This is a genomic window from Ruegeria sp. BC8, from assembly GCF_056535705.1.
This window is the reverse complement of the sequence record NZ_JBQFIV010000001.1, coordinates 586063-608433: the sequence shown is the minus strand read 5'-3', so window position 1 is coordinate 608433 and position 22371 is coordinate 586063. Positions and strand designations below refer to the sequence as shown.

At 61.9% G+C, this 22371-nt stretch carries 28 protein-coding genes; 14 read left to right on the top strand and 14 right to left on the bottom strand.

The window, feature by feature from the left end; genetic code table 11:
- Positions 1 to 127 precede the first annotated feature (127 nt).
- Positions 128 to 685 (top strand): hypothetical protein, encoded by a 558-nt coding sequence (locus tag ACR3EK_RS03235; protein WP_480632663.1) that lies wholly within the window; start codon positions 128 to 130, stop codon positions 683 to 685.
- A 37-nt stretch (positions 686 to 722) separates the two neighbouring features.
- Here the strand turns inward: ACR3EK_RS03235 and ACR3EK_RS03230 are convergent, their stop codons facing one another.
- From ACR3EK_RS03230 to ACR3EK_RS03215, 4 genes are all read right to left on the bottom strand, one after another.
- Entirely contained in the window at positions 723 to 1592 is an 870-nt protein-coding gene (locus tag ACR3EK_RS03230) for a hypothetical protein (RefSeq protein ID WP_480632662.1), read from the bottom strand.
- Positions 1589 to 2476, bottom strand: coding sequence for a PhzF family phenazine biosynthesis protein (locus ACR3EK_RS03225; RefSeq protein ID WP_170585430.1), 888 nt, complete (start codon positions 2474 to 2476; stop codon positions 1589 to 1591). The genes ACR3EK_RS03230 and ACR3EK_RS03225 overlap by 4 nt, the downstream gene beginning before the upstream one ends.
- A 107-nt stretch (positions 2477 to 2583) precedes the next feature.
- Positions 2584 to 2808, bottom strand: a complete 225-nt coding sequence (locus ACR3EK_RS03220; RefSeq protein ID WP_093964659.1) for a DUF1150 family protein — start codon at positions 2806 to 2808, stop codon at positions 2584 to 2586.
- A 3-nt stretch (positions 2809 to 2811) separates the two neighbouring features.
- Positions 2812 to 3225 (bottom strand): Hsp20 family protein, encoded by a 414-nt coding sequence (locus ACR3EK_RS03215; protein WP_093964658.1) that lies wholly within the window; start codon positions 3223 to 3225, stop codon positions 2812 to 2814.
- Between the two features lie 165 nt (positions 3226 to 3390).
- Here ACR3EK_RS03215 and ACR3EK_RS03210 point away from each other — a divergent pair, with 165 nt between their 5' ends.
- From ACR3EK_RS03210 to ACR3EK_RS03200, 3 genes are all read left to right on the top strand, one after another.
- On the top strand, positions 3391 to 3615 hold the full coding sequence (locus tag ACR3EK_RS03210) for a YdcH family protein (RefSeq protein ID WP_005981552.1): 225 nt from the start codon (positions 3391 to 3393) through the stop codon (positions 3613 to 3615).
- 81 nt (positions 3616 to 3696) lie between these two features.
- Positions 3697 to 4185, top strand: coding sequence for a 5-(carboxyamino)imidazole ribonucleotide mutase (gene purE / locus ACR3EK_RS03205; protein ID WP_480632661.1), 489 nt, complete (start codon positions 3697 to 3699; stop codon positions 4183 to 4185).
- Positions 4178 to 5245, top strand: coding sequence for a 5-(carboxyamino)imidazole ribonucleotide synthase (locus ACR3EK_RS03200; protein ID WP_480632660.1), 1068 nt, complete (start codon positions 4178 to 4180; stop codon positions 5243 to 5245). The genes purE and ACR3EK_RS03200 overlap by 8 nt, the downstream gene beginning before the upstream one ends.
- Here the strand turns inward: ACR3EK_RS03200 and ACR3EK_RS03195 are convergent.
- The 6 genes from ACR3EK_RS03195 to ACR3EK_RS03170 form a co-directional block, all read right to left on the bottom strand.
- Positions 5242 to 6402, bottom strand: a complete 1161-nt coding sequence (locus ACR3EK_RS03195; RefSeq protein ID WP_480632659.1) for an alpha-D-ribose 1-methylphosphonate 5-triphosphate diphosphatase — start codon at positions 6400 to 6402, stop codon at positions 5242 to 5244. The genes ACR3EK_RS03200 and ACR3EK_RS03195 overlap by 4 nt on opposite strands.
- The gene (locus tag ACR3EK_RS03190) at positions 6399 to 7172 is read right to left on the bottom strand and encodes an alpha/beta fold hydrolase (protein WP_480632658.1); all 774 of its coding nucleotides are present in this window, start codon (positions 7170 to 7172) and stop codon (positions 6399 to 6401) included. Before ACR3EK_RS03190 ends, ACR3EK_RS03195 begins: the two co-directional genes overlap by 4 nt.
- A 38-nt stretch (positions 7173 to 7210) precedes the next feature.
- On the bottom strand, positions 7211 to 8053 hold the full coding sequence (locus ACR3EK_RS03185) for a DMT family transporter (RefSeq protein WP_480632657.1): 843 nt from the start codon (positions 8051 to 8053) through the stop codon (positions 7211 to 7213).
- A 220-nt stretch (positions 8054 to 8273) separates the two neighbouring features.
- Positions 8274 to 9917 carry a chaperonin GroEL gene (groL, locus tag ACR3EK_RS03180; protein ID WP_170339978.1) on the bottom strand — a complete coding sequence of 548 codons (1644 nt, stop codon included), beginning with the start codon at positions 9915 to 9917 and terminating at the stop codon, positions 8274 to 8276.
- A gap of 57 nt (positions 9918 to 9974) precedes the next feature.
- Complete coding sequence (groES, locus tag ACR3EK_RS03175; RefSeq protein ID WP_093964650.1) at positions 9975 to 10262, bottom strand: co-chaperone GroES; 288 nt, start codon at positions 10260 to 10262, stop codon at positions 9975 to 9977.
- 167 nt (positions 10263 to 10429) lie between these two features.
- Positions 10430 to 11104 (bottom strand): DUF2161 domain-containing phosphodiesterase, encoded by a 675-nt coding sequence (locus ACR3EK_RS03170; protein ID WP_480632656.1) that lies wholly within the window; start codon positions 11102 to 11104, stop codon positions 10430 to 10432.
- Positions 11105 to 11219: 115 nt separating this feature from the next.
- Here ACR3EK_RS03170 and ACR3EK_RS03165 point away from each other — a divergent pair, with 115 nt between their 5' ends.
- From ACR3EK_RS03165 to ACR3EK_RS03130, 8 genes are all read left to right on the top strand, one after another.
- Positions 11220 to 12203: a TraB/GumN family protein gene (locus tag ACR3EK_RS03165; protein ID WP_480632655.1), complete on the top strand. Its 984-nt coding sequence runs from the start codon at positions 11220 to 11222 to the stop codon at positions 12201 to 12203.
- A gap of 110 nt (positions 12204 to 12313) precedes the next feature.
- Positions 12314 to 13234 carry a manganese-dependent inorganic pyrophosphatase gene (locus ACR3EK_RS03160; RefSeq protein WP_170508930.1) on the top strand — a complete coding sequence of 307 codons (921 nt, stop codon included), beginning with the start codon at positions 12314 to 12316 and terminating at the stop codon, positions 13232 to 13234.
- Positions 13235 to 13342: 108 nt separating this feature from the next.
- Positions 13343 to 14434: a DUF389 domain-containing protein gene (locus ACR3EK_RS03155; protein WP_170538049.1), complete on the top strand. Its 1092-nt coding sequence runs from the start codon at positions 13343 to 13345 to the stop codon at positions 14432 to 14434.
- Between the two features lie 84 nt (positions 14435 to 14518).
- On the top strand, positions 14519 to 15394 hold the full coding sequence (locus tag ACR3EK_RS03150) for a TIGR01459 family HAD-type hydrolase (RefSeq protein WP_170340548.1): 876 nt from the start codon (positions 14519 to 14521) through the stop codon (positions 15392 to 15394).
- A gap of 101 nt (positions 15395 to 15495) precedes the next feature.
- Positions 15496 to 15939: a MaoC family dehydratase gene (locus ACR3EK_RS03145; RefSeq protein WP_093964645.1), complete on the top strand. Its 444-nt coding sequence runs from the start codon at positions 15496 to 15498 to the stop codon at positions 15937 to 15939.
- 80 nt (positions 15940 to 16019) lie between these two features.
- On the top strand, positions 16020 to 16952 hold the full coding sequence (locus ACR3EK_RS03140; protein WP_480632654.1) for a bifunctional riboflavin kinase/FAD synthetase: 933 nt from the start codon (positions 16020 to 16022) through the stop codon (positions 16950 to 16952).
- Complete coding sequence (locus ACR3EK_RS03135; protein WP_170340543.1) at positions 16949 to 17422, top strand: YcgN family cysteine cluster protein; 474 nt, start codon at positions 16949 to 16951, stop codon at positions 17420 to 17422. The genes ACR3EK_RS03140 and ACR3EK_RS03135 overlap by 4 nt, the downstream gene beginning before the upstream one ends.
- Positions 17422 to 18456, top strand: coding sequence for a threonine aldolase family protein (locus tag ACR3EK_RS03130; RefSeq protein WP_480632653.1), 1035 nt, complete (start codon positions 17422 to 17424; stop codon positions 18454 to 18456). Before ACR3EK_RS03135 ends, ACR3EK_RS03130 begins: the two co-directional genes overlap by 1 nt.
- Here ACR3EK_RS03130 and ACR3EK_RS03125 read toward each other — a convergent pair.
- Together ACR3EK_RS03125 and ACR3EK_RS03120 are read right to left on the bottom strand one after the other, a co-directional pair.
- Positions 18453 to 19265: an alpha/beta fold hydrolase gene (locus tag ACR3EK_RS03125; RefSeq protein ID WP_480632652.1), complete on the bottom strand. Its 813-nt coding sequence runs from the start codon at positions 19263 to 19265 to the stop codon at positions 18453 to 18455. The genes ACR3EK_RS03130 and ACR3EK_RS03125 overlap by 4 nt on opposite strands.
- The gene (locus tag ACR3EK_RS03120; protein ID WP_170444569.1) at positions 19262 to 19864 is read right to left on the bottom strand and encodes a 2-hydroxychromene-2-carboxylate isomerase; all 603 of its coding nucleotides are present in this window, start codon (positions 19862 to 19864) and stop codon (positions 19262 to 19264) included. The genes ACR3EK_RS03125 and ACR3EK_RS03120 overlap by 4 nt, the downstream gene beginning before the upstream one ends.
- Positions 19865 to 19971: 107 nt before the next feature.
- Here ACR3EK_RS03120 and ACR3EK_RS03115 point away from each other — a divergent pair, with 107 nt between their 5' ends.
- Positions 19972 to 20991 carry a ribose-phosphate pyrophosphokinase gene (locus ACR3EK_RS03115; RefSeq protein WP_093964640.1) on the top strand — a complete coding sequence of 340 codons (1020 nt, stop codon included), beginning with the start codon at positions 19972 to 19974 and terminating at the stop codon, positions 20989 to 20991.
- A gap of 21 nt (positions 20992 to 21012) precedes the next feature.
- The gene (gene rpiB / locus ACR3EK_RS03110; protein WP_170340531.1) at positions 21013 to 21453 is read left to right on the top strand and encodes a ribose 5-phosphate isomerase B; all 441 of its coding nucleotides are present in this window, start codon (positions 21013 to 21015) and stop codon (positions 21451 to 21453) included.
- 32 nt (positions 21454 to 21485) lie between these two features.
- On the opposite strand, the gene ACR3EK_RS03105 is transcribed toward rpiB, so the two are convergent.
- Both ACR3EK_RS03105 and ACR3EK_RS03100 read right to left on the bottom strand, forming a co-directional pair.
- Positions 21486 to 21836, bottom strand: a complete 351-nt coding sequence (locus tag ACR3EK_RS03105; RefSeq protein ID WP_093964638.1) for an H-type lectin domain-containing protein — start codon at positions 21834 to 21836, stop codon at positions 21486 to 21488.
- 115 nt (positions 21837 to 21951) lie between these two features.
- Positions 21952 to 22362 (bottom strand): F0F1 ATP synthase subunit epsilon, encoded by a 411-nt coding sequence (locus tag ACR3EK_RS03100; RefSeq protein WP_170390887.1) that lies wholly within the window; start codon positions 22360 to 22362, stop codon positions 21952 to 21954.
- Between the last annotated feature and the right edge of the window lie 9 nt (positions 22363 to 22371).

Here is a 22371-nt window from a genome sequence, read left to right as displayed (position 1 = left end):
CTGCTTTGAACACCCCCCTTCCATCCGCGCAGATTGGCGGTCGTTCGACGTTTCCTCCAGAAAATGCTACTATTTCGCATATTTTGCGCAGACATAATTTGTCTGCATCCTTTGGGAGGGTGAACATATGGCAACTCAAAAAAGCACCGAAGATGGCGGAGCCATGTTTGCGGGAGACAACCGCGCAGCGGTAATTGCCGACTACAAGATCGCCCAGTTTTCCCGGTTGCAACTTCCGGCGTTGATGGCTGCACCGGCTATGGCAGGGGGCCTGACACCATTTATCCCCATAGACTGGCTGCTGGACCTTCTGAAATCGATCCGCACCTACGCGGATTGGGTGAAGGAATGCGACAAGATCAAAGCCAAGATTCAAAAGGCGCTGGATACACTGCAGCCGCCGCCCCAGGATCACCCTTTGGGGCTTGTCGTGCCACCGGTTCCGCCGACGCCCGGCACGACCCGTCTTCGTCAGATCCTTGAGGTCATCGATGCGGCCAAGACCGCTGCCGGCAACATGGAGCCAGACTCGGCGCGCGACAGTCTCAAAGAGGCCAAGGACATGATGCACCACGACTCGGTCAAAGCCGAGTTCCGCCGGCTGAACGACGTGGACGGCTGGTATGACATTCTGGAAGAATTGCAGGACGCGATCGATTACTTGGAACGTGTCTCGCGGCACTGACCCACTCCGGCACAGCCAAAGTGCGCGTTCGGCACAGTCAGCCTGCTGAAAGCTGATCCCGCAAGGCCTCGGCGGCCCTCAGTTCGAACTCTCCATAGATGGCGGCCTGCGGTTGCATCGCCCGCAGATACGGCAGGCGTTTTTCATAGTCTTCCCCCGACAGCATTTGCACGGCCTGCTGGATGTCCGACTCGGTTTCGCACAGGATCATCCCCTCGGTATCGAGGAAGTCGCCGATATTGGGGCACCCCCAATAGATCGGGACTGTCGAACACAGAACGGCGTCGATCAGCTTCTCCGAGAAGTAGTTCCTCTCGCGCACGTTTTCGATGACGACCGAATAACGATAAGGTGCCAACCCGTCTGACTTGTTCTCGAACGGCTGATAGCCGCGGCCCATGATGTCGATGTCAGCGCCTGTGTCGCGGGCCCAATCGATCAGCTTGTGCCTCAGCTGGTGCCCCTCCAGATCGCGCTTCGCCGACGCGATCAGCGAACATGACCGCGTCTTGACGACGCTCAGATCCTGCCACTCGGGAACTTGGGTCACGCCGTAGGGCAGGAAAACCGCGTTGGGCAGGCTGTTCAGCAATACGTCGTGAAAAGTGAACACCCGGAAAAAACGCCGCCAGGTCCAGCGCAGCATCCGATCGTGCTTGCCATGTATGGCCGATGGCTCGCCCATCATCAGCGATATCCGAGCCCGCGTGCCGCGTCGCAGGCGCAGGTGTACAGTGGAATTGGGATACATGATCAGGTGGTCGGAGGGCGCGAGGTCACCAACGGTCTTTCCTGACAGGCGCTCGGGGCAGCCCAGCGGCCAATTCAGATCTGCCAGCGGAACCGAGGCCAGTTTCGGCCCCAGACGGTGGCCATAGGGCAGAATCGCGATCGCAGGTTCGGTCATTGCAGGCTGTCCGGCAGGTCGGTCTGTCCGCGCATCAGGACGAACCCGCGCCCGGCAACCTTGATGCCCGTCATCGCATCCGTTGGCCCGACCCGCGTTACGGTCGCCTGGCCGGGACGGCCCATGTCGTGGCCCTGTTCGGCGATAAAGCTGTCTTTCGGCATCAGCCCGTATTTCCACAGGTAAGCCGCCATTGCGCCGGTGGCGGAGCCGGTGAACGGATCTTCGGGCGGGCTGGGCGGCGCCAGCAACAGACGCGAGAACGTATCCCCTTGAGCCGTGGCCCCCTGCAGGGTCACCAGAAAGGGTTCGGCCATGTCGGACCCGGCATATCCGGCAGTTTCCGCCACCCGTTGCAGCGCATCCACATTCAGTTGTGCCGCGCGCAAGGCTGCGTGATCCCGCAGAACTGTAATGCAGAACGGCAGCCCGGTCGAAACCATCTGCGGCGGCGAAATGATCGCACTTGCAGGTAGGCCGATCGCAGCTGCAACAAGGTCTTCCGGCACCCGCGTGCCGAATTCGGGCGCGATCTGGGTCATCTCGATCTGGTCGCCATGCAGCTCGATCGACACGATCCCTGCTCCGGTTTCCAGCGTCAATGCGTCACCAGATATCATTCCACGGGAGCGCATGGCTGCCACGGTCGCAATGGTCGGGTGTCCGGCAAAGGGAATTTCGCGGCTGGCAAGGAAATACCGCACTCGAATATCCGCCACATCCGATGGGCCGGTAAACGTGCATTCGACCAAAGACGTCTCGCGGACAAACGCCGTGCAGACCGTTTCCGGCAAATGCGCGCCACCATGCACGACTGCACAGCCATTTCCGCCGAATGCCGTGTCGCTGAAAGCATCCACCCAATCGAAATCGAACCAGCTCATGCGCCCTCTCGTGCCTGCAGTCAGAAAGTGCCGGGAATGCAAACCCGCGGGTGGCATGTTTGACGCCTCACGCGCCGCTTGTCACGTTGAATCGGTCTGTGGCCGTGTCAGTGCACGGCCACCGGAGACAGGTCATGCTGCCGCGCCAGTACGAAGGCCAGCTTTCGATCGGCGACAAGCGCCAGTTGCTGCCCATCTGAATCGTGAACGGCATAAAGATGATCCAGATCACCCACCTGCGTGCGCACCTCGTGCGGCAGGTTGGCCACGTTCACAGCCTTCACATAGACGATCCGATTGCCTTCGGTGTTGATTTCATACGGTGTATTCATGGCTTACCCCTTCCTTATGTTGATCGTCTGCACAACGGTTTCGGGCACGGCGCGGGTCAGGTCGATATGCAGAAGGCCATTTTCCATAATGGCCTCGCCGACCTCGACACCGTCGGCCAGCACGAACATGCGCTGGAACTGACGGGCCGCGATGCCGCGGTGCAGGAACACGCGCCCCTCGCTGTCGTCGCGCTGACGACCCCGGATCACCAGTTGCCGATCTTCGATGGTGATCGACAGGTCGTCCTCGGCAAACCCGGCTACGGCCAAGGTAATGCGGTAGGAATGATCCGACGTCTGTTCGATGTTGTAGGGCGGATACCCTTCGTTTCCGGCCTTTGCAGACCGTTCCAGAAGGCGTTCCAGCTGCTCGAACCCCAGAAGATGCGGGTATGAGCCAAGAGTAAGTTTTGACACGTTTTCTCGTCCTTCTTTGTCAAAGCGACGTGATGCGCGGCCCCGTAACGGCAGCTGCGCACAAGACAATATGGGATGAAACGTGTGTCTCCACAAGGTCTAGGCGGATTCACTTGAACGCACTATCTTGTGTAACACGCACCACCAGCCACACATGAGTCGCCCATGAACGCGCCCACCGACATTTCGATGAAAACCGACGAGGTTCTGCGCGTCGAACTGGAGGTGTTTCGCCAGCAGCACCGCGACCTGGACGAGGCGATCAAGGCGCTCGAGGCGACCGGCACTGCCGACCAGCTGACGGTGAAGCGGCTCAAGAAACAGAAGCTGCGCCTGAAGGATATCATCCGGCTGATCGAGGATCGCCTGACCCCTGACATCATCGCCTGATCCGGCGCGGTCAACCGCATTGCCACGCAAGCGGATTTCACTATAGTGCGCGCTTCCTAAAGCAGGCGGGGAACAGGGCGGATGAGCGAGATCAAAGTCGGAATCATCATGGGTAGCCAGTCGGACTGGCCCACCATGAAAGGCGCTGCAGAGATACTGGACGAACTGGGCGTGGCCTACGAGACCAAGATCGTCTCGGCCCACCGCACGCCGGTTCGTTTGTGGGAGTACGGCAAGACCGCCGTGCAGCGCGGGCTGCAGGTGATCATCGCCGGCGCTGGCGGTGCCGCACATCTGCCGGGGATGATGGCGTCCAAGACGCGGGTACCGGTGATCGGCGTTCCGGTACAGACGCGGGCCTTGTCCGGTGTCGACTCGCTCTATTCCATCGTGCAGATGCCCAAGGGTTTCCCGGTTGCGACCATGGCCATCGGTTCGACCGGCGGCGCCAATGCCGGCCTGATGGCCGCCGGTATTCTGGCCCTGCAGGACGCAGCCTTGGCCGACCGGCTGGACGCCTGGCGCGCGGCGCTGTCGGACTCGATCCCCGAGGAGCCCCGCGATGAGTAACCCCTTGCAGCCCGGCGCGGTGATCGGAATTCTGGGCGGCGGCCAGCTGGGGCGGATGCTGTCGATGGCCGCGGCGCGGCTGGGCTTTGTGACCCATATCTTCGAGCCGGGCGCCAACCCGCCGGCGGGCCAGGTGGCGCATCGCGTAACCACCGCACCTTATGAGGATGCCGAGGCGCTGGCCGCTTTTGCGCAATCGGTCGATGTCATCACCTACGAGTTCGAAAACATCCCGACCGAGGCGCTGGACGTTCTGGAATCGCACCGCCCCATCCGCCCGGGACGCGAGGCGCTGCGGGTCAGTCAGGACCGGCTGACAGAAAAGACATTCCTGCAAGGCCTGGGCCTGAACACCGCACCCTTTGCCGATGTGACCGACCTGGACAGCCTGCAGGCCGCCATCGAACGGATCGGCACGCCGGCCATCCTCAAGACCCGCCGCTTCGGCTATGACGGCAAGGGGCAGGCGCGGCTGAAGTCGCCCGAGGACGCCCGGTCCGCACTGGCCGACATGCAGGGCGCGCCCGCGATCCTGGAAGGCTTCGTCAATTTCAGCCACGAGGTGTCGATCATTGCCGCCCGCGGGCTGGACGGCCAGGTGGCCTGCTTCGACCCTGGCGAGAACGTGCACCGCGACGGCATCCTGCACACGACCACGGTGCCCGCGCGCCTGTCCCCTGCCCTGCGGACCGACGCGGTGCTGCTGGCCGCGAATATCCTAAATGCGCTGGACTATGTCGGCGTCATGGGGGTCGAACTGTTCGTGACGCCGCAGGGCCTGATCGTGAACGAGATCGCGCCGCGCGTTCACAACTCGGGTCACTGGACGCAGAACGGCTGTGCGGTCGATCAGTTCGAGCAGCATATCCGCGCCGTGGCCGGCTGGCCGCTGGGCGACGGGCAGCGTCACGCGGATGTTGTAATGGAGAACCTGATCGGCGACGACATGGACCGCGTGCCCGAGCTTGCGCAACAGCGCGACGTGGCCCTGCACCTGTACGGCAAGGCCGAGGTCAAGCCGGGCCGCAAGATGGGCCATTTCAACCGGATCAAACGCTAGCGCGCTGCGGCGACGAACCGCCCGGCGACATCCCCCGACAGGAAACTGACCCGGCCGCCGGCGATGGTGGCCGCCACGCGCTGCGTTTCAGCGTCCAGAATGACCAGATCGGCGCGTTTGCCGGGGTGCAGCGACCCGCGGTCCTCAAGGCCAAGCACCCGCGCGGGCCCCGACGACACCAGCGCCCACGCGCCCGCCAGATCCAGCAACCCCGATTTCATCAGCATCAACGCCGCCCTGCGTGGGCTGGGATAGTGGTAATCCGACGCCAGCGCATCGCACAGCCCCATGGCGATCAGGTCCAGCGCGCTGACGTTGCCCTTGTGCGATCCGCCCCGCACCACGTTGGGCGAGCCCAGAATGACGTGATCGCCCGCAGCCTTGGCAGCCTCGGCCGCTTCGAGCGTTTCGGGAAATTCGGCGATATGCACGCCGCGTTTGCGCCATTGGGAACGGGCCTCTGCCGTCGCGTCGTCATGGCTGCCCAGACGCACGCCTTGTTGGGCCAGCGCCGCGCACAGCGCATCAAGCGCGGCGGGTACCTCGGAGGTCCGGGCATGCATCGCCTGCAGCATCTTCAGATGCGCCTCGGGGCTGCGACCAGCCTTGAGCGCCTGCCCGGTCAAACGCGGCGGGGTACGCCCCTGCGCCAGACGGTCATGGGGCAGATGATCGTTGAACACGACATAGGGCACCTGCCAGTCGGCGATGCGCCCCGGCAGGTCGGCATAGTCATCCAGCAGGTGGGTTTCGAACCGCAACTGCGGGATCAGGTCGGTAACCACGCTGCCCTTCACCGCCGCGATCGCGCGGAACACGTCGGCGGCGAACTCTGGGCCGCGTACGCCGCCCTCCCAGCTGTAGAACTGCGCCAGCACGGCGGTGGTGATGCCATTGGCTGCCAGTTCGGCCTCGGCGGCGCGGATGCCCTCGTCCATCTGCTTCATGGCCCCCCGGCGCGGGGCGATGTGACGCTCGAACCCGTCCCCGTGCAGGTCGATGATGCCCGGCAGGATCAGATAGCCGCTCAGATCAACGACCGGCGCACCGCTGCCCTCCTGGATCAAGCCGTCCGCGATTGAGAGATCGTTACCGACAAGTCCGCGATCAGGGTGCAGAACCTGCGCCCCGGAAAAGGTCAGCTCCAATGCGGTCATCGCGTGGGTTCCGAGGCGGGTTCGGCGCAGTCCTCTCCGATGCAGATCTCATCAATGATGTCCATCACACCGTCCAGCCAGGTTATGTTGGGATCGAACTCACCGAACTCGATGAAGTGCAAAGCCTGCGCCATGACCTGCGGGTTGTTCATCATGAACGTATGCGTCACCGGCAGCACGATGTGGTCGGTCATGCCCTGGACTTTGGTTTCTTCGACAGCGACCTTGCCGTCATCCGGTCCATCAACCAGCGACGAAAAGACCGGATTCAAGGAGTTCTCGCCTGCAATTACCCCCAGCTCGAAGTCGACCGGTGGCAGGCGACGCGGAATACCTTCGGGACCCGTACCCAGCTGCAGGCCGGCGGGGCCGTTCAACAGACCGAACACTTCCCAATCGCCCAGTTCATCGACCAATTGGCTGCCTTGGTTGGGCGGGCCAAGCATGACGACGCGGCCCAGATTCTGCGGATGGTGATCCTGCAGCCAGTAGCGCAACAGGATACCCCCCATCGAATGCGCGACAACGTTGACGGTGTCATCTCCGCACGCCGCAAACGCCTCGGGTATGGTCCGGTCGGCCAGTTCCGGAATCGGAAGATCCGTCGAGCGATAACCCGGCCGCAAAACGGTGTACCCGTGCACCTTGAACAACTGCTCCATGACCGAAAACGATGCTTCGGTCCGGGCAAGCCCATGCAGCAGGACAACGCATTTTGCCTGCGCGGCGATCGGCATCAGGAAAAGCAATATGAAAAACAGGATCCGCATGGCTGCCAGATAATCGCTATTCTTCAGAGAGGAAAGACCTAGCGCCGCCTCACGCGCATAACTGCCAATGCAATACCGCCCACAACCAACCCTGCCCCTGCCATCAGCCGCAGGCTCAGTTGCTCGCCGAGCAGCGCCACACCTGCAATGATCGCAATCACCGGGACGCTCAGCTGCACTACGGCTGCAACCGCAGGCGCCAACTGGGGCAGCAGGCGATACCACAGGGCGTACCCCAACCCCGAGGTTACGCCGCCAGATACGGCCGCCAGCCCCAAACCCGCCCAGGTCAAGTTCCACGCCGGAGCGCCGGCGATCAAAATGCCAGCGGTCACCGGCAGGGCCACCACAAAGTTCGAGGCCGTTCCCGCCAGCGCATCGGGCTCGGACCGACCAGCAATCGAATACGCAGCCCACCCGACCCCTGCGGCGGCCATCAAGGCTGCCCCTGTCGGGTCAACTCGTGCCTCAGCGCCTGGCCACAGAACCCAGGCCAATCCGGCCATTGCAATTGCTGCCCCCGCCACCTGTCGAAAAGTCGGGATCGCCCCCGTCAGGGTGCCGGCCAGAACCATCGAGATCTGGACCACCGCAAACAGGATCAAGGCGCCCAATCCCGCATCAAGTGACAGATAGGCCATCGAGAACCCGACCATGTAAAGCGACAAGGAGCCTGCTCCGATCACTCGGCGCCTGTCGAACACCCGCAGGGTGCCACCCCGCGACACGACCAAAACGCAAAGAACGAGCGCACCACAGAGCACACGAACAACGGCAAAACTCGCCGGGTCGCTGGCTCCGCTCTCCATGGCCAACCGGTTCAGGATGGAATTGGCCGCAAAGGCACACATTGTCAGGGCGGTCAGAAGAAACAGCTGCATACCCCTCCAATATCGTGTCTGCACACAATGGACACCCGCTTTCCTGCGCTTCCGCGTGACCGGCTGCGGCGATCCCCAGAATTGCAAGCAGCGCCGGCCGAAACCCCGCGGATTACTGATATAAACCAAAACGGGGCCGCCCGAAGGCGACCCCGCTGAAATTTTCGGTAAGACTTTCCCTTGCGGGTTGTCTGAATTCGCTGGCGCGAACCCGGTCGTCTTACATCATGCCGCCCATGCCGCCCATGTCGGGCATGCCAGCACCGGCGCCTGCACCTTCTTTGGCGGGCTTGTCGGCAACCATCGCTTCGGTGGTGATCAGCAGACCTGCAACCGAGGCTGCGTCTTCCAGAGCGGTACGCACCACTTTGGCCGGGTCAATCACGCCGAACTTGAACATGTCCCCATATTCTTCGGTCTGAGCGTTGAAGCCGAAGGCGGTGTCCGAGGACTCGCGAACCTTGCCGGCAACGACGGCACCGTCGACACCTGCGTTTTCAGCAATCTGACGCAGCGGCGCTTCGATGGCCTTGCGAACGATGTTGATACCGGCGTCCTGATCGGCGTTGACACCTTTCAGATCGGCCAGAGCCTTGCCGGCCTGAACCAGGGCAACACCGCCACCCACGACGACACCTTCCTGAACGGCGGCGCGCGTTGCGTTCAGAGCGTCGTCCACACGGTCCTTGCGCTCTTTCACTTCAACTTCGGTCATGCCACCGACGCGGATAACGGCAACACCGCCTGCCAGTTTGGCAACGCGCTCTTGCAGCTTCTCACGGTCGTAGTCGCTGGTCGTTTCTTCGATCTGGGTGCGGATCTGGGCAACGCGTGCTTCGATCTCGGCCTTCTCGCCAGCACCGTCGACGATGGTGGTTTCGTCCTTGGTGATCGACACTTTCTTGGCGGTGCCAAGCATGTCCATGGTGACGTTTTCCAGCTTCATGCCCAGGTCTTCGCTGATGACCTGACCGCCGGTCAGGATTGCGATGTCCTGCAGCATTGCCTTGCGGCGATCGCCGAAGCCCGGAGCCTTGACGGCAGCGATCTTCAGACCACCGCGCAGCTTGTTGACAACCAGAGTTGCCAGCGCTTCGCCTTCAACGTCCTCGGCGATGATCAGCAGCGGTTTCTGCGACTGGATCACCTGCTCGAGCAGCGGAACCATCGGCTGCAGCGACGAGAGTTTTTTCTCGTGCAGCAGGATCATGCAGTCTTCCAGCTCGGCGACCATCTTGTCAGCGTTGGTGACGAAGTAGGGCGACAGGTAGCCACGGTCGAACTGCATACCTTCGACGACGTCGGTCTCGGTTTCCAGACCTTTGTTCTCTTCGACGGTGATGACGCCTTCGTTGCCAACCTTCTGCATCGCGTCTGCGATCTGGCGGCCGATTTCAGCTTCGCCGTTAGCCGAGATGGTACCAACCTGCGCGACTTCGTCGCTGTCTTTGACTTCGCGGGCAGCGTTCTTGATTTCTTCGACGACTTTGGCGGTTGCCATGTCGATGCCGCGCTTCAGGTCCATCGGGTTCAGGCCGGCAGCAACCTGCTTGAGGCCTTCCTTGACGATGGCCTGAGCCAGAACGGTCGCGGTGGTGGTGCCGTCACCGGCTTCGTCATTGGTGCGGCTGGCGACTTCTTTCACCATTTGCGCGCCCATGTTCTCGAACTTGTCTTCCAGTTCGATTTCCTTGGCGACCGAAACACCGTCTTTGGTGATGCGCGGCGCGCCGAAGGATTTGTCCAGAACCACGTTGCGGCCTTTGGGGCCGAGGGTCACCTTCACAGCATCCGCCAGGATGTTCACACCCTTCAGCATGCGGTTGCGGGCATCGGTGTCGAACTTGACGTCCTTTGCAGACATGTCTTTTTCTCCTCGAGAAATGTGTTTGAAATGACGATCAGAGCAAGCGCGTGCGCGTCACTCGATGATCCCCATGATGTCGCTTTCTTTCATCATCAGCAGCTCTTCGCCGTCGACGTGGACCTCGGTGCCGGACCATTTGCCGAACAGGATCTTGTCGCCGGGCTTCACAGCCATCGCGATCAGTTCGCCGCTGTCTTTCCGCGCGCCTTCGCCGGTTGCAACGACTTCGCCTTCGCTGGGCTTTTCTTTTGCGCTGTCGGGAATGATCAGGCCGCCTGCGGTTTTCTCTTCGCTTTCGGTACGGCGAACCAGCACGCGGTCATGAAGCGGTTTCAATGCCATCTTTGCAGCTCCTTGGGCTCAAAGGTTGTTTTCCTCCCCCCGCGGTCTTGCGGGGCGTTAGCACTCAGCTTGGTCGAGTGCTAACGCACGCATAGCTAGGGGGTGATTTCCGGCGAGTCAACAATCGGTGATGAATTTTTTTCGCGCGCAGCCTGAGGCCGGCCTGGTCAGGTCGGGTCTTCCCAGCTGTAAGCCCAATGCTTCAGACCTTCGGACCCGGAAGGCGACAGTTCATAGACGCCCTTTGCCACCTTTTCGAACCAGCCATAATGGTTTTCGCGCATGAGGCGCGTCGCGGCCGCAACGCCGGTGGCACTGGCGACCTCAGCACCTTTGGTCGCCCCGTGTTCGGCCAGATGCGCGGCACATTTCAGGGCATCCTGCCGATAGGCAGTTACGATTCCGTGCCGGGTTGCCCCACCCGAGTTCGGATCCCCTTCCAACCGCTCGAACTCGCGCAACAGTCGCGCAGCTTTGGCCTTGTTCTTTCGCGGCGCATAGGGTCCAGGGTCACAATGGACTTCGACCCGCCCATCCGCACGAACGGTGATCAAACCCAGCCCCAACCGACGACACAGGGACAGGTTGTCCCGCAACGCCCGGCGCGCCGACCGGCCGGTGGGCTTGCAGACGGCCACATAGACCTGATCCGATACCTTCAACCGGGTCACGGCCTGATGGAACAAGGCCAGCGAAAATCTCAGCTTCAATTCAACGATCACTGGATCACAACCGGGCTTGACGGCCACGATGTCGGCGGCGCCCACCTCTCCTTTCACGGAGTACCCTTGCCGCTGCAATAGCGCCTTGATCGGAGGATAGAGATCCTGTTCGCGGTTCATGACGCCATGCTATGGTTTTTTCCGAGAAACGCCATACGGATACACGGCTTGCGCGCGGTAGGCGGGCGTGGCTATCTGTTCCCAAGTTCTTTCAGCCACAATCGGAATGGTCTCGATGCGCGTGTTTCTTTTTGCCCTGCTTGCTGCTCTGCATCCAATTGTGGCCAATGCCGCCTGTGACGGGCGCGATTTGCGGCAAGACATGACGCCTGAGGCCCGGGCCGAGTTGAACGCGGCCACCAGTCAGATGGCATATCCCGAAGGCAATCACTGGATTGCACAGAAGGACAACACTGTTTTGCATCTGATTGGCACATTGCACGTCAACGATCCGCGAATGGGCCCGGTGGTCGACCGGTTGGCGCCGACATTGAGCGAAGCCGACGCGTTTTACTTCGAGATCACCCAATCCGACATGTCCGCTTTCGAACAAGACCTGGCCAAGGATTTCAGCCCGGTTCTGATCAACTCGGGACCAACTCTGATCGATCTGATGAGCGAAGAGGACTGGGCCGTGATTTCCAAGGCGCTTTCGGCACGCGGCATTCCCGGTTGGATGGCCGCGAAACTGCGCCCTTGGTTCCTGTCGATGATGCTGGGTATGCCACCCTGCATGCTCCAGGTGCCAGATGCAGACCGGGGAATGGATGCGCGCCTGACCGAACTGGCCGAAGCTGAAGGCAAACCGCAATACTCTCTGGAACAGATCGACGACCTGATCGCGATCTTCGACAGCCACACGCTTGAAGAGCAGGTGCAGTCTTTGGTGCGCATGGTCGATGCCTTTGACGCCGGCGATGACCACATGGTGACGATGGCCAGCGCATATTTCGAGGAGAAGCACGCAGAAATCCTGCAATTCGCAAAGATATATGGGCGCGAGGCTTCGGGCCTGGCGCCTGATGTGTTTGCACAGGAATGGGCCGCATTCGAGGACCAGCTTCTGGTTCAACGCAATGACAACTGGATGGAAACGATCCTGACCATCGAAAACCAGACGGCGGTGATCGCGGTTGGTGCCGGCCATCTGGGTGGAGACCACGGACTCTTGCAACAGCTGGAACGCGCCGGATATCAACTGAGCCGCGCACAATTCTGAGCGGTCAGCGCTTCTGTCAGACCAACCGTCGCAGCCGTGTTTCTGCCGGGTGACAACGCCAATGGACCACCCTATAAGGCGCGCAAACTCCTTATGTGCAGGAAACAGACATGACCACCCAAGTATTTGGCCACAAATCTCCCGACACCGACTCGACCGGATCGCCGATCCTGTGGGCCTGGTATCTGAACGAAGTCAAAGGCGAAAAGGCCGAGGCCGTTCTGTTGGGCGAACCCAACACCGAAGCCGCCTTCATGTTGCAGCGCTGGGACCTGCCCAAGCCGCGCATCATCGAGGATGTCGAAACCGATGCGCCCGTCGTCATCGTTGACACAAACAACCCGGCCGAGCTGCCTGCCAATGTCAACAATGCCGACATCCGCGCCATCATCGACCACCACAAGCTGGTCGGTGGGCTGGAAACCAAAGGCCCGATCGACATTACCGTTCGCCCGCTTGCCTGCACGGCGACCATCATGATCGACCTGATGGGCGACGACGCCGCCAAGATGCCCGAGGCCGTCAAGGGCGCGGCCCTGACCTGCATCCTCTCGGACACGCTGGAGTTCCGCTCGCCCACGACCACCGCGCATGACCGCGAAGTGGCCGAGAAGCTGGCCGCCGAGTTGGGTCTGGATGTTTCGGCCTATGCTGCCGACATGTTCGCCGCGAAATCGGACGTATCGTCTTTCTCGGACGCCGAACTGATCCGCATGGACAGCAAGGAATACGAGGTCGACGGCACCAAGTTCCGCGTGTCCGTTCTGGAAACTACCGCACCGGGCGTGGTGCTTGACCGCAAGGACAGCCTGGCCCAGTCGATGGTCGAGGTGGCCCAGGAAGACGGTGTGGACCAGGTGCTGCTGTTCGTCGTCGACATCCTGAACGAAGAGGCCACCCTGTTGGTGCCGAACGACCTGGTCAAATCGGTTGCCGAAAAAAGCTTTGGCGCTTCCGTGTCCGGCGACACGGTTGTTCTGCCAGGCATCATGAGCCGCAAGAAGCAGATCATTCCGAACCTCAAGGTCTGATCCCGTTCACAGTTCAGCGAAAGGCGCCCCCACCGGGCGCCTTTTTTGTTTGCGCGTCGAAAGGTTTGCCGGATGGCAAATCGTTGCTAGGCTGGACGAAGGGACAGGGTGGATCGAGACACGGTGGTCACACGGAAATACAGCACGACACGCAGCATTCTGCTGTTCGAAGGCGGCGACAGGCTTGCCTATTGGCGGCGCTTTGCCATGCTGCTGACCCTTTCGGTGATCATCGCAACCATGGGACTGCTGCGGAACTCTGGCGCCGTGGTCATTGCCGCGATGCTGGTCGCGCCGCTGATGACACCAATTCTGGGCATTGCGGCTGCGATGGTCATGGGCTGGCTGAAACGCGCTTTCGTTCTGACCCTGACGGTCTGCATTGCGGCGGTACTGTGCGTTCTGATGGCCTGGATCCTGGTTTATCTTGCCGATGTCCCGCGCGGCATCCTGATCCCCGATCAGGTCTTGGCCCGCACCGACCCGGGCACCGAAGATCTGATCGTGGCGCTCGCGGCCGGCGTGGCCGGCGCATACGTTCAGATCAACAAGGCCGAACTGAGCCTGCTGCCCGGCGCCGCCATCGGCGTGTCTTTGGTTCCGCCATTATCCGCGTCCGGGATCCTGCTGTATTTCGGGGAACCCGCCGACGCCTACGAGGCGGGTCTTTTGTTCGCGACCAACCTTGGCGCGATCGTTCTGTCGGCCTGCGCGGTCTATATCGTCTATGCCGCAAGGTCGGTTGCATTCGGCAAGGGCCGGCGCAAGCTCAACTTTACTGCCGGTGTGGTCATAACCATGGCGTTCCTGGCCCTCGTCGTGGTCCAGTTGGGAAAATCGACCTACAACCGTTACCTGGAAACCCGTACCGAGGCCGAGGTTGCGCAAGCGATCCGCGACTGGGCGGACCCGGTATCGGTCGAGATCATCCGCATCGACGTGAATGCCAAGCGCAAACGGGCCGAGGTCTGGGTGATCGTAGATCTGCCGCCCGAGGCGCAATTCAAGGTCTCGTCCGTTGCCGGGCTGTTGCCCGAGAGCCTACGGGAAACGTCACTGGTGGACGTTCTGCAGGATGAACTTGGCCCCGGCTATCTCGCCGTCATCCGGTACCAGACCCGCATCGGCGCGCAGGTCATTCTTGGCACCGAAACCGTGCAACAGGCCCCGGATGTCGAAAAGTTGAGCGACGAGGAATGACGGCCAGCACCCGGCTACCTCTGGTCAAGCGGGGCCAGCTTTGCCATAGGTGGCGCAACGCCGTTTCAACAGCCCGAGGCCCGCATGACCCAGATCATCTCCGCGCTTGACCAGATTTCCGACCGTTACAAGGCGCTGTTCGTGGATCTTTGGGGCTGCGTCCACAACGGCATCACCGCCTACCCCGAAGCTGTTGCCGCGTTGAAGGCCTATCGCGACCGGGGCGGCAAAGTGGTGTTGGTGACGAACTCTCCGAAGCCGCGTGCCGGGGTTGCCGAGCAGTTAAAACAGTTCAACGTCCCCGCGGACTGCTACGACACCATCGCGACCAGTGGTGACTCGGCCCGGTCCGCCATGTTCCGCGGGGCCGTGGGCGAGAAAGTCTATTTCATGGGTGAGTGGGAGCGCGACGCCGGCTTCTTCGAGCCGCTGAAAATCCTGGAACATCCGATCCACATCGAACGCGTGCCGCTGGACCAGGCCGAGGGGATCGTCTGCTGTGGCCCGTTCGACCCGATGGCCGACCCGGCCGTGAACCGCCCGGACTTCCTGTATGCCAAGCAGAAAGGCCTGAAGCTGCTGTGCGCCAATCCTGATATCGTTGTCGATCGGGGCGAAGTGCGGGAATGGTGCGCCGGTGCGCTGGCCAAGCTTTATACCGAAATGGGCGGCGAGAGCCTGTATTTCGGCAAACCACACCCGCCCATCTATGATCTGGCCCGGCGTCGCCTGCATGCGCTGGGAACGGACGTTCCGGATGACGAGATTCTCGCCATCGGCGACGGTCCGCATACCGACATCGCCGGCGGCATGGGAGAGGGAATCGATTCCCTGTTCATCAGCGGTGGTCTGGCCGCATCGGAAACAAAAACGTCGCACCAGCCGGATCCGGATGCTTTAAGCGATTATATTTCCAAGGAAAACATCAACCCAACCTATACGATCGGCCGCCTACGCTAAGCAGAAAACGCTTGATTTTCTGCAGTTGCGAAGTAATAAAGTTGCCAACCTTGGGTCGTTGGTGATTTTTTGTTGCCGGACCGATGCATAGTGAGGGCAACATGTTGGACAATCTTCCACGCGGAACGATCTGTATCGAAGACATCGAAATGGGCATGACCCGCTACCTGCGGAAAGTGGTGACGGACGAAGACATCGAGATGTTTGCCCAGGTTTCAACCGACCGAAATCCGGTGCATCTGGATGACGACTATGCCCGCGATACGATCTTCGAAGGGCGCATCGCCCACGGGATGCTGACCGCCGGTCTGATCTCGGCCGTGATCGGTGAACAGCTTCCGGGCCATGGGACCGTCTACATGGGTCAGTCGCTCAAATTCCTTGCGCCGGTCCGCCCCGGCGACATGGTCTATGCCGAGGTCAAGGTGATCGACATCGACTTCGCCAAGCGCCGGGTCAAGCTGGATTGCCATTGCGCAGTAGACGGCAAGAAGGTTCTGGTTGGCGAGGCGATGGTTCTGGCTCCGTCACGGAAATTCGACTGACGGCAGGTTTTGACGCCCTGCTGGACGCTGGTCCGGAACTGCCGCTTGAACCCGGCGGACAGTCCCGCTAGGCAAGCCCCATGCAGATCATCCGGGATTTCCAGTTTGTAGACCCAGAAGACCGCAGCGCCAGCGTTGCGATCGGGAATTTCGACGGCGTTCATATTGGCCACCAGTCGGTGATCGATCTGGCCCGGCAGGCATGCCCCGAGGCACCCTTGGGCGTTCTAACGTTCGAGCCGCACCCGCGCGAGTATTTCGCCCCCGATGCCCCGCCCTTTCGTCTGATGCGCGGCAATGCGCGTGCGCACCGGCTAGAGAAGCTGGGCGTGCAGAAGCTGTACGAACTGCCGTTCAACGCCGCGCTTGCCGGGCTGACGCCCGAGGAATTCGCCCACAACGTGATTTGCGAAGGTTTGGGTCTGGCCCATGTGGTGATCGGGGCCGATTTCTGTTTCGGCAAAGGCCGCAGCGGCACGGCGCAGGACATGGTTCAGTTCGGCCAGCAGATGGGGTTCGGTGTCACCATCGCCCCATTGATGCAGCAGTCCGATCACGTGGTCTCGTCCACCGCGATCCGGCAAGCCCTGAGCGACGGCCGCCCGCGGGACGCGGCGGCCATGCTGGGCCACTGGCACCGGATCGAAGGCGAGGTTATCGGCGGCGAACAGCGCGGCCGCGAATTGGGCTTTCCCACGGCCAATATGTCGATCGAAGGAATCCACCCCCCAAAATTCGGCGTCTACGCGGTTCTGGTCGACGTGCTGGATGGCCCACATGCCGGCAGCTATCACGGTGCGGCCTCGGTCGGGGTGCGGCCGATGTTCCATGGCGAGGTGCCGAATATCGAAACCTTCCTGTTCGACTTCTCCGGCGATCTTTATGGGGCGACCCTCTCGGTGGGTCTGGTCGAATTCCTGCGCCCCGAGATGACCTTTGACGGCCTCGATGCTCTGATCGCCCAGATGACCGAAGACTGCGATCGCGCGCGCAAGATCCTGGCCGCGACATGAGCAAGGATCCGATCGACCGCGCCGGGCTGGCCCCGCGTTTCTGGGAGCGCAAACCCCTGCAGAAGATGAACCCGCGCGAATGGGAAGCCCTGTGCGACGGCTGCGGCAAATGCTGTCTGAACAAGCTTGAAGACGAGGACAGTGGCGAGGTTGCCCTGACCCGTGTCGCCTGCCGGCTGCTGGATGACGCGACGTGCCGATGCACCCAGTATGACATCCGCCACCAGTTCGTACCGGAATGCATCGTCATGCGCCCGGACAACATTCACGAACACGCCTACTGGTTGCCTCAGACCTGCGCCTACCGCCTGTTGTGGGAGGGCAAGCCCCTTTACGATTGGCACCCGTTGCTGTCAGGGTCGCCCGACAGCGTCCACGCCGCCGGCGTTTCGGTTCAAGGGCTTACCGTGTCCGAATTCGAGACGCCCGAGGAAGAGTGGGAAGACTACATTATCGAGGAGCCAACCTGATGCATTTCGCCTCTGACAATTCCGGGCCCATCCACCCCGAGGTCCTGACCGCGCTGGCCGAGGCCAATCAGGGCTATCAGATGGCCTATGGCGCCGATGACCTGATGAACGAAGTGCGCGACCGGATCCGGGGCATATTCGAGGCGCCCGGGGCGGCGGTCTATCTGGTGGCGACCGGAACGGCGGCAAACTCGCTGGCTCTTGCGACCCTGTCGCAGCCGTGGGAGACCGTATTCTGCTCGCCCGTCGCGCATATTCATGAGGACGAGTGCAACGCGCCCGAATTCTACACCGGCGCCAAGCTGACGCTGGTTCCGGGCGGCGACAAGATGCAGCCGGATGCACTGCGCCGCACCATCGCCGCTGAAGAGACACGCGGCGTGCATGGGCCCCAACGCGGTCCGGTGTCGATCACACAGGTGACCGAGCGCGGCTCGGTCTATTCTCTGGCCGAGCTGCAGGCCCTGTGCGGGGTCGCCAAGGCGTTCGGTCTGCCCGTCCACATGGATGGCGCGCGGTTCACCAATGCGCTGGTTGCGCTGAATTGTTCCCCGGCCGAGATGACATGGAAGACGGGCGTGGATGCAGTCAGCTTTGGCGGCACCAAGAACGGGCTGATGGGGGTCGAAGCAGTGATCTTCTTCGACGAAAGCAAGGCCTGGGAGTTCGAGCTGCGCCGCAAGCGCGGGGCGCATCTGTTTTCCAAGCACAGGTATCTGTCGGCCCAGATGGCGGCCTATCTGCGCGATGATCTGTGGCTGCGCTCGGCCCGTAAGGCCAACGCCAACTGTGCGCGTCTGGCCGATGGGCTGCGGGCTGCGGGTGCGCAGTTCCTGCATGAACCCCAAGCCAACATCATCTTTGCCAGCTTTCCTCGCAGCCTGCACAGGCGCCTGCACACGGCCGGTGCCGTCTATCACCTGTGGGGCGACCCACTGGACGGCCCGGACGAGGACGAGATGCTGGCCTGCCGGTTCGTCTGCGACTGGTCGACTCCGACCGAAGAAATCGACCGGTTCCTCGCGCTGCTTTAAGCTCTCCAGAATGCGTCGATCTGCGCTGCCGTCTCGCCCGGGTGCGAGATGGGCAGCATGTGCCCTGCCCCCTCGACAACGCTCTGCCGCGCATTGGGCAAGCGGGCGCAGAGCCCGGCATTGACCACGGCCATGATCGGGTGCGAGGCCGATCCATGCAGCAGCAGGATCGACATTTCGGCCCGTGCCATGGCCGTCGGGGCCAGCAGGTCGGAGGTGTCGCGGAACAGCTGCCCCTCGACCGCGCCGACCACGCCGACGCCCCGGATCATCGCATTTCGGGTCCGCTCCGGCAGGTCCGGCCAGCGCGGGCTGCGGTCGGTCGTGCCCCACATGCGGTTGAACAGGCGGGCGGCCCGGGGCGCGTCGCCTTCGGCAAGGGCAGCCTTGTATGGCTGGGATTCGGCCGCGTGCCGCGTCGCAAGCGCTGGTGCGTCCTGGTGGGCGACCGCGAAGAACACCGGTTCGATCAGAACGGCGCTGCGCACACGGTCCGGGTATTCGATGGCCAGCCGCAGGGCGACCATCGCGCCGAAACTGTGCCCGATCACGTCCATCGGTTCGCTCAACTGCGCCCGCGACAAAGCTGTGGTGAGGTCGAAGAAATCCCCCTGCCCGTCCCAATCCGGACTGCGTCCGTGCGACAGCATGTCGGGTGCGATCAGCGTTGCCTGATCGCCCAAGGCAACGGCCAGACCGGACCACGCACCGGAATGCGCGATCGTGCAATGCAGCGCTAGCACCTTTCGGGCACCCGCCCCAAGAGTGCGAACGTGGACGGGCGGCAGCACGGCCTTGGCCACGGTCATGCTTTGAGCGTGGCCAGATGCTCGTCCAGATCCACAAGCCGGTCCTGCCCCCAGAACCGCTGATCGTCCTGCGTGATATAGAAAGGCGCGCCGAACACGCCGCGGTCCACCGCCTCTTCGAGGTTGGCCGCATAGGTCTCGGCCCCGACCAGCAGTCCGCTGTCGGCCAGCGCCGGATCAAAGCCCGCCCCGGCCAGACAGTCGCGGATCACGTCGTCCTGCGCGATGTCCTTGTCCTCGGCCCAGCAGGCGCGCAGAAAAGAATGGCAGAGTTTTCCCACATCACCCGACCCATCCTGAATGGCCGCGATGATGGCGTATGAGGACGGCGCCGCGTTGGTCGGCCAATGTGCAGGTTGCAGGTTGAACGGCAGGCCCGTCTTCTTGGCCTGACGCACCAGTTCCTGCGCCCGGTATTCGATGCGCGACGGATGGCGGTCCTTGGGGGGCACGCCGCCGGTGCGCCCGAACAGCGCAATGATGTCGACCGGCTTGTAGGCGATGGTGGCGCCGTGCTTGGCCGCGATCTCCTCCAGCCGCAGTCCGGCGAGGTAGGAATAGGGCGACAGTGTCGCAAAAAAGTAGTCAATGTCGGCCATGTGCACTTTCTCCACCCAGTTACCTTTGCGGAACCGTAAGGCCATGCTAAGCGGTGTCAACATCACGAATCTGTCACATTGCCACTGCTGCCCGGGGACCTCAGCCGATGCCGACACATCACGAACCCAAGCTTATTGCTGGGAACGCAAACCTTCCGCTTGCCGAAACCATCGCGCGCCGCATGAGCCTGCACCGCGGCGTCAACCAGCGTCTGGTAGATGCGCGGGTCGAACGGTTCAACGATGGCGAGATCTTTGTCGAGGTTTTCGAGAACGTCCGGGGCGAGGACATGTTCATTATCCAGCCCACCTCGAACCCGGCCAATGACAACCTGATGGAGCTGCTGATCATCGCCGATGCGCTGCGCCGATCGTCGGCGGCGCGGATCACCGCGGTTATCCCCTATTTCGGATACGCCCGCCAGGATCGCCGCACCAAGGCGCGCACCCCGATCAGCGCCAAGCTGGTGGCCAACATGCTGACCGGCGCCGGGATCGAACGCATCCTGACGATGGACCTGCATGCGGCACAGATCCAAGGGTTCTTCGACATGCCGGTCGACAACCTGTATGCCTCTCCGATCTTTGCGCTGGACGTGAAGGACCAGTTCCGCGACCAGATGGACGACCTGATGGTGGTTTCGCCGGACGTCGGCGGTGTGGCTCGTGCCCGCGAGCTGGCCAAGCGGATCAGCGCTCCTCTGTCGATCGTCGACAAACGGCGTGAAAAAGCCGGGGAAGTGGCCGAGATGACCGTGATCGGCGACGTGAAGGACAAGATCTGCCTGATCGTCGACGACATTTGCGACACGGCCGGTACGCTGTGCAAGGCGGCGCAGGTGCTGATAGACAACGGCGCACGCGAGGTTCACTCGTACATCACCCATGGCGTCATGAGCGGCCCGGCCGTTGAACGCGTCTCGAACTCGGTGATGAAATCGCTTGTTTTGACCGACACGATCATGCCGACCGAAGACATCAAGAAGGCCAAAAATATCCGCACGGTGCCGACGGCCCCGATCTTCACACAGGCCATTCTGAACATCTGGCAGGGCACATCAGTGTCGTCGCTGTTCGAAGACAAGACCCTGATCCCGATCTACGAATCCCTGTACCACACAGACTGAAGAAACCGGAAAGCCATTCCCATGACCGCCAACAAACGTCTGGTTCTTTCCAGCGATCACGCTGCCATCGACCTGCGCAAGGAAGTTGCCGCTTTTGCAGCGGCACAAGGCTGGGACGTTCTGGATCTCGGCCCTGACAGCCCCGAAAGCACCGATTACCCCAAGCACGGCAAAGCCGCCGCCGAGGCCGTCGTCTCGGGCGAGTGCCAATTGGGCATTGTCCTGTGCGGCACGGGGCAAGGTATCATGATGGCTGCAAACAAGGTTCCCGGCATCCGCTGCGGCGTCTGTTCGGATACGTTCTCTGCTCGCATGATCCGCCAGCACAATGACGCCAACATGCTGTCGATCGGCGCGCGTGTTGTTGGCACTGGATTGGCGCTGGATATTGTCGATGCCTTTCTGAGCACCGAATTCGAAGGCGGCCGGCACGCGAAACGCGTGGCAATGATCGAACCCTAAATCATTGCGGATGGCCCGCTGGGAACGGCGGGTCAGGAGATGTCCCAGTCGTCCTCGTGCGCAACTTCCCCGATCGCGGTCCATGCCACGCGGATCCGGGCGATACGGGTGTCCGACCACGTCCGGAACACCGCATCAAAGCCCGTGGTTGTAACATTCTCGGACAGCAGCTCGGCGCGCAAGGCCGATGAGGTATCGACATCCCACAAGGACACTCCAATCTGCACGACGGGCGGGGTGCGGAAGGGTTGGCTGAAGGTGACGGGCCGGCGTCGTTCCCGCGGCCCCTCGCCCGTCCACATGTCTCCGCCATCTGCGAATTCCGAGAACAGAACCTCTTCACCTCGGTCAATTCCGATGGGGTGGGTCAAGAATTTCTTCATTGCGCATCAATTCCTATGAATTTCCGCAACTTATCCTGACCTTTCGGCGAAATCACGACAAAAAAACGGCCCCGCAGCAGCAGGGCCGTTTCCAATTCTGACGGTGCATCAGCCGTTACAGGCTCATGTGCGTTCCCAGCGCTTCCATGTCGGCCAGCAGCTTGGCTGCCTCGTCGACAATGGTCTGTTCGCCGTTTTCCTTCGCCGCCTCGTGCAAGGCGCGAGCCTCGGCAATCAGCTCGTCCAGATGCGTGCGGGTCACTTCGTCAACCGGGATGGCCTTTTCGGCCAGCACCGACAGAGCATCGCCGTTGATCTGGGCAAACCCGCCGGTGACCAGGTATTCGCTGGTCCCTTCGGGCGCTTCGACCTTCAGGATGCCCGGACGCAGCGTGGTAATGGTGGGGGCATGATCGGGCATCGCCGTCATGTCCCCGTCCGCACCGGGAATCTGGACCGCGCTGGCCTGAAGCGAAGCAAGGCTCCGCTCCGGGCTGACGAGGTCGAATTGCATCGTGTTTGCCATCGGGGATAC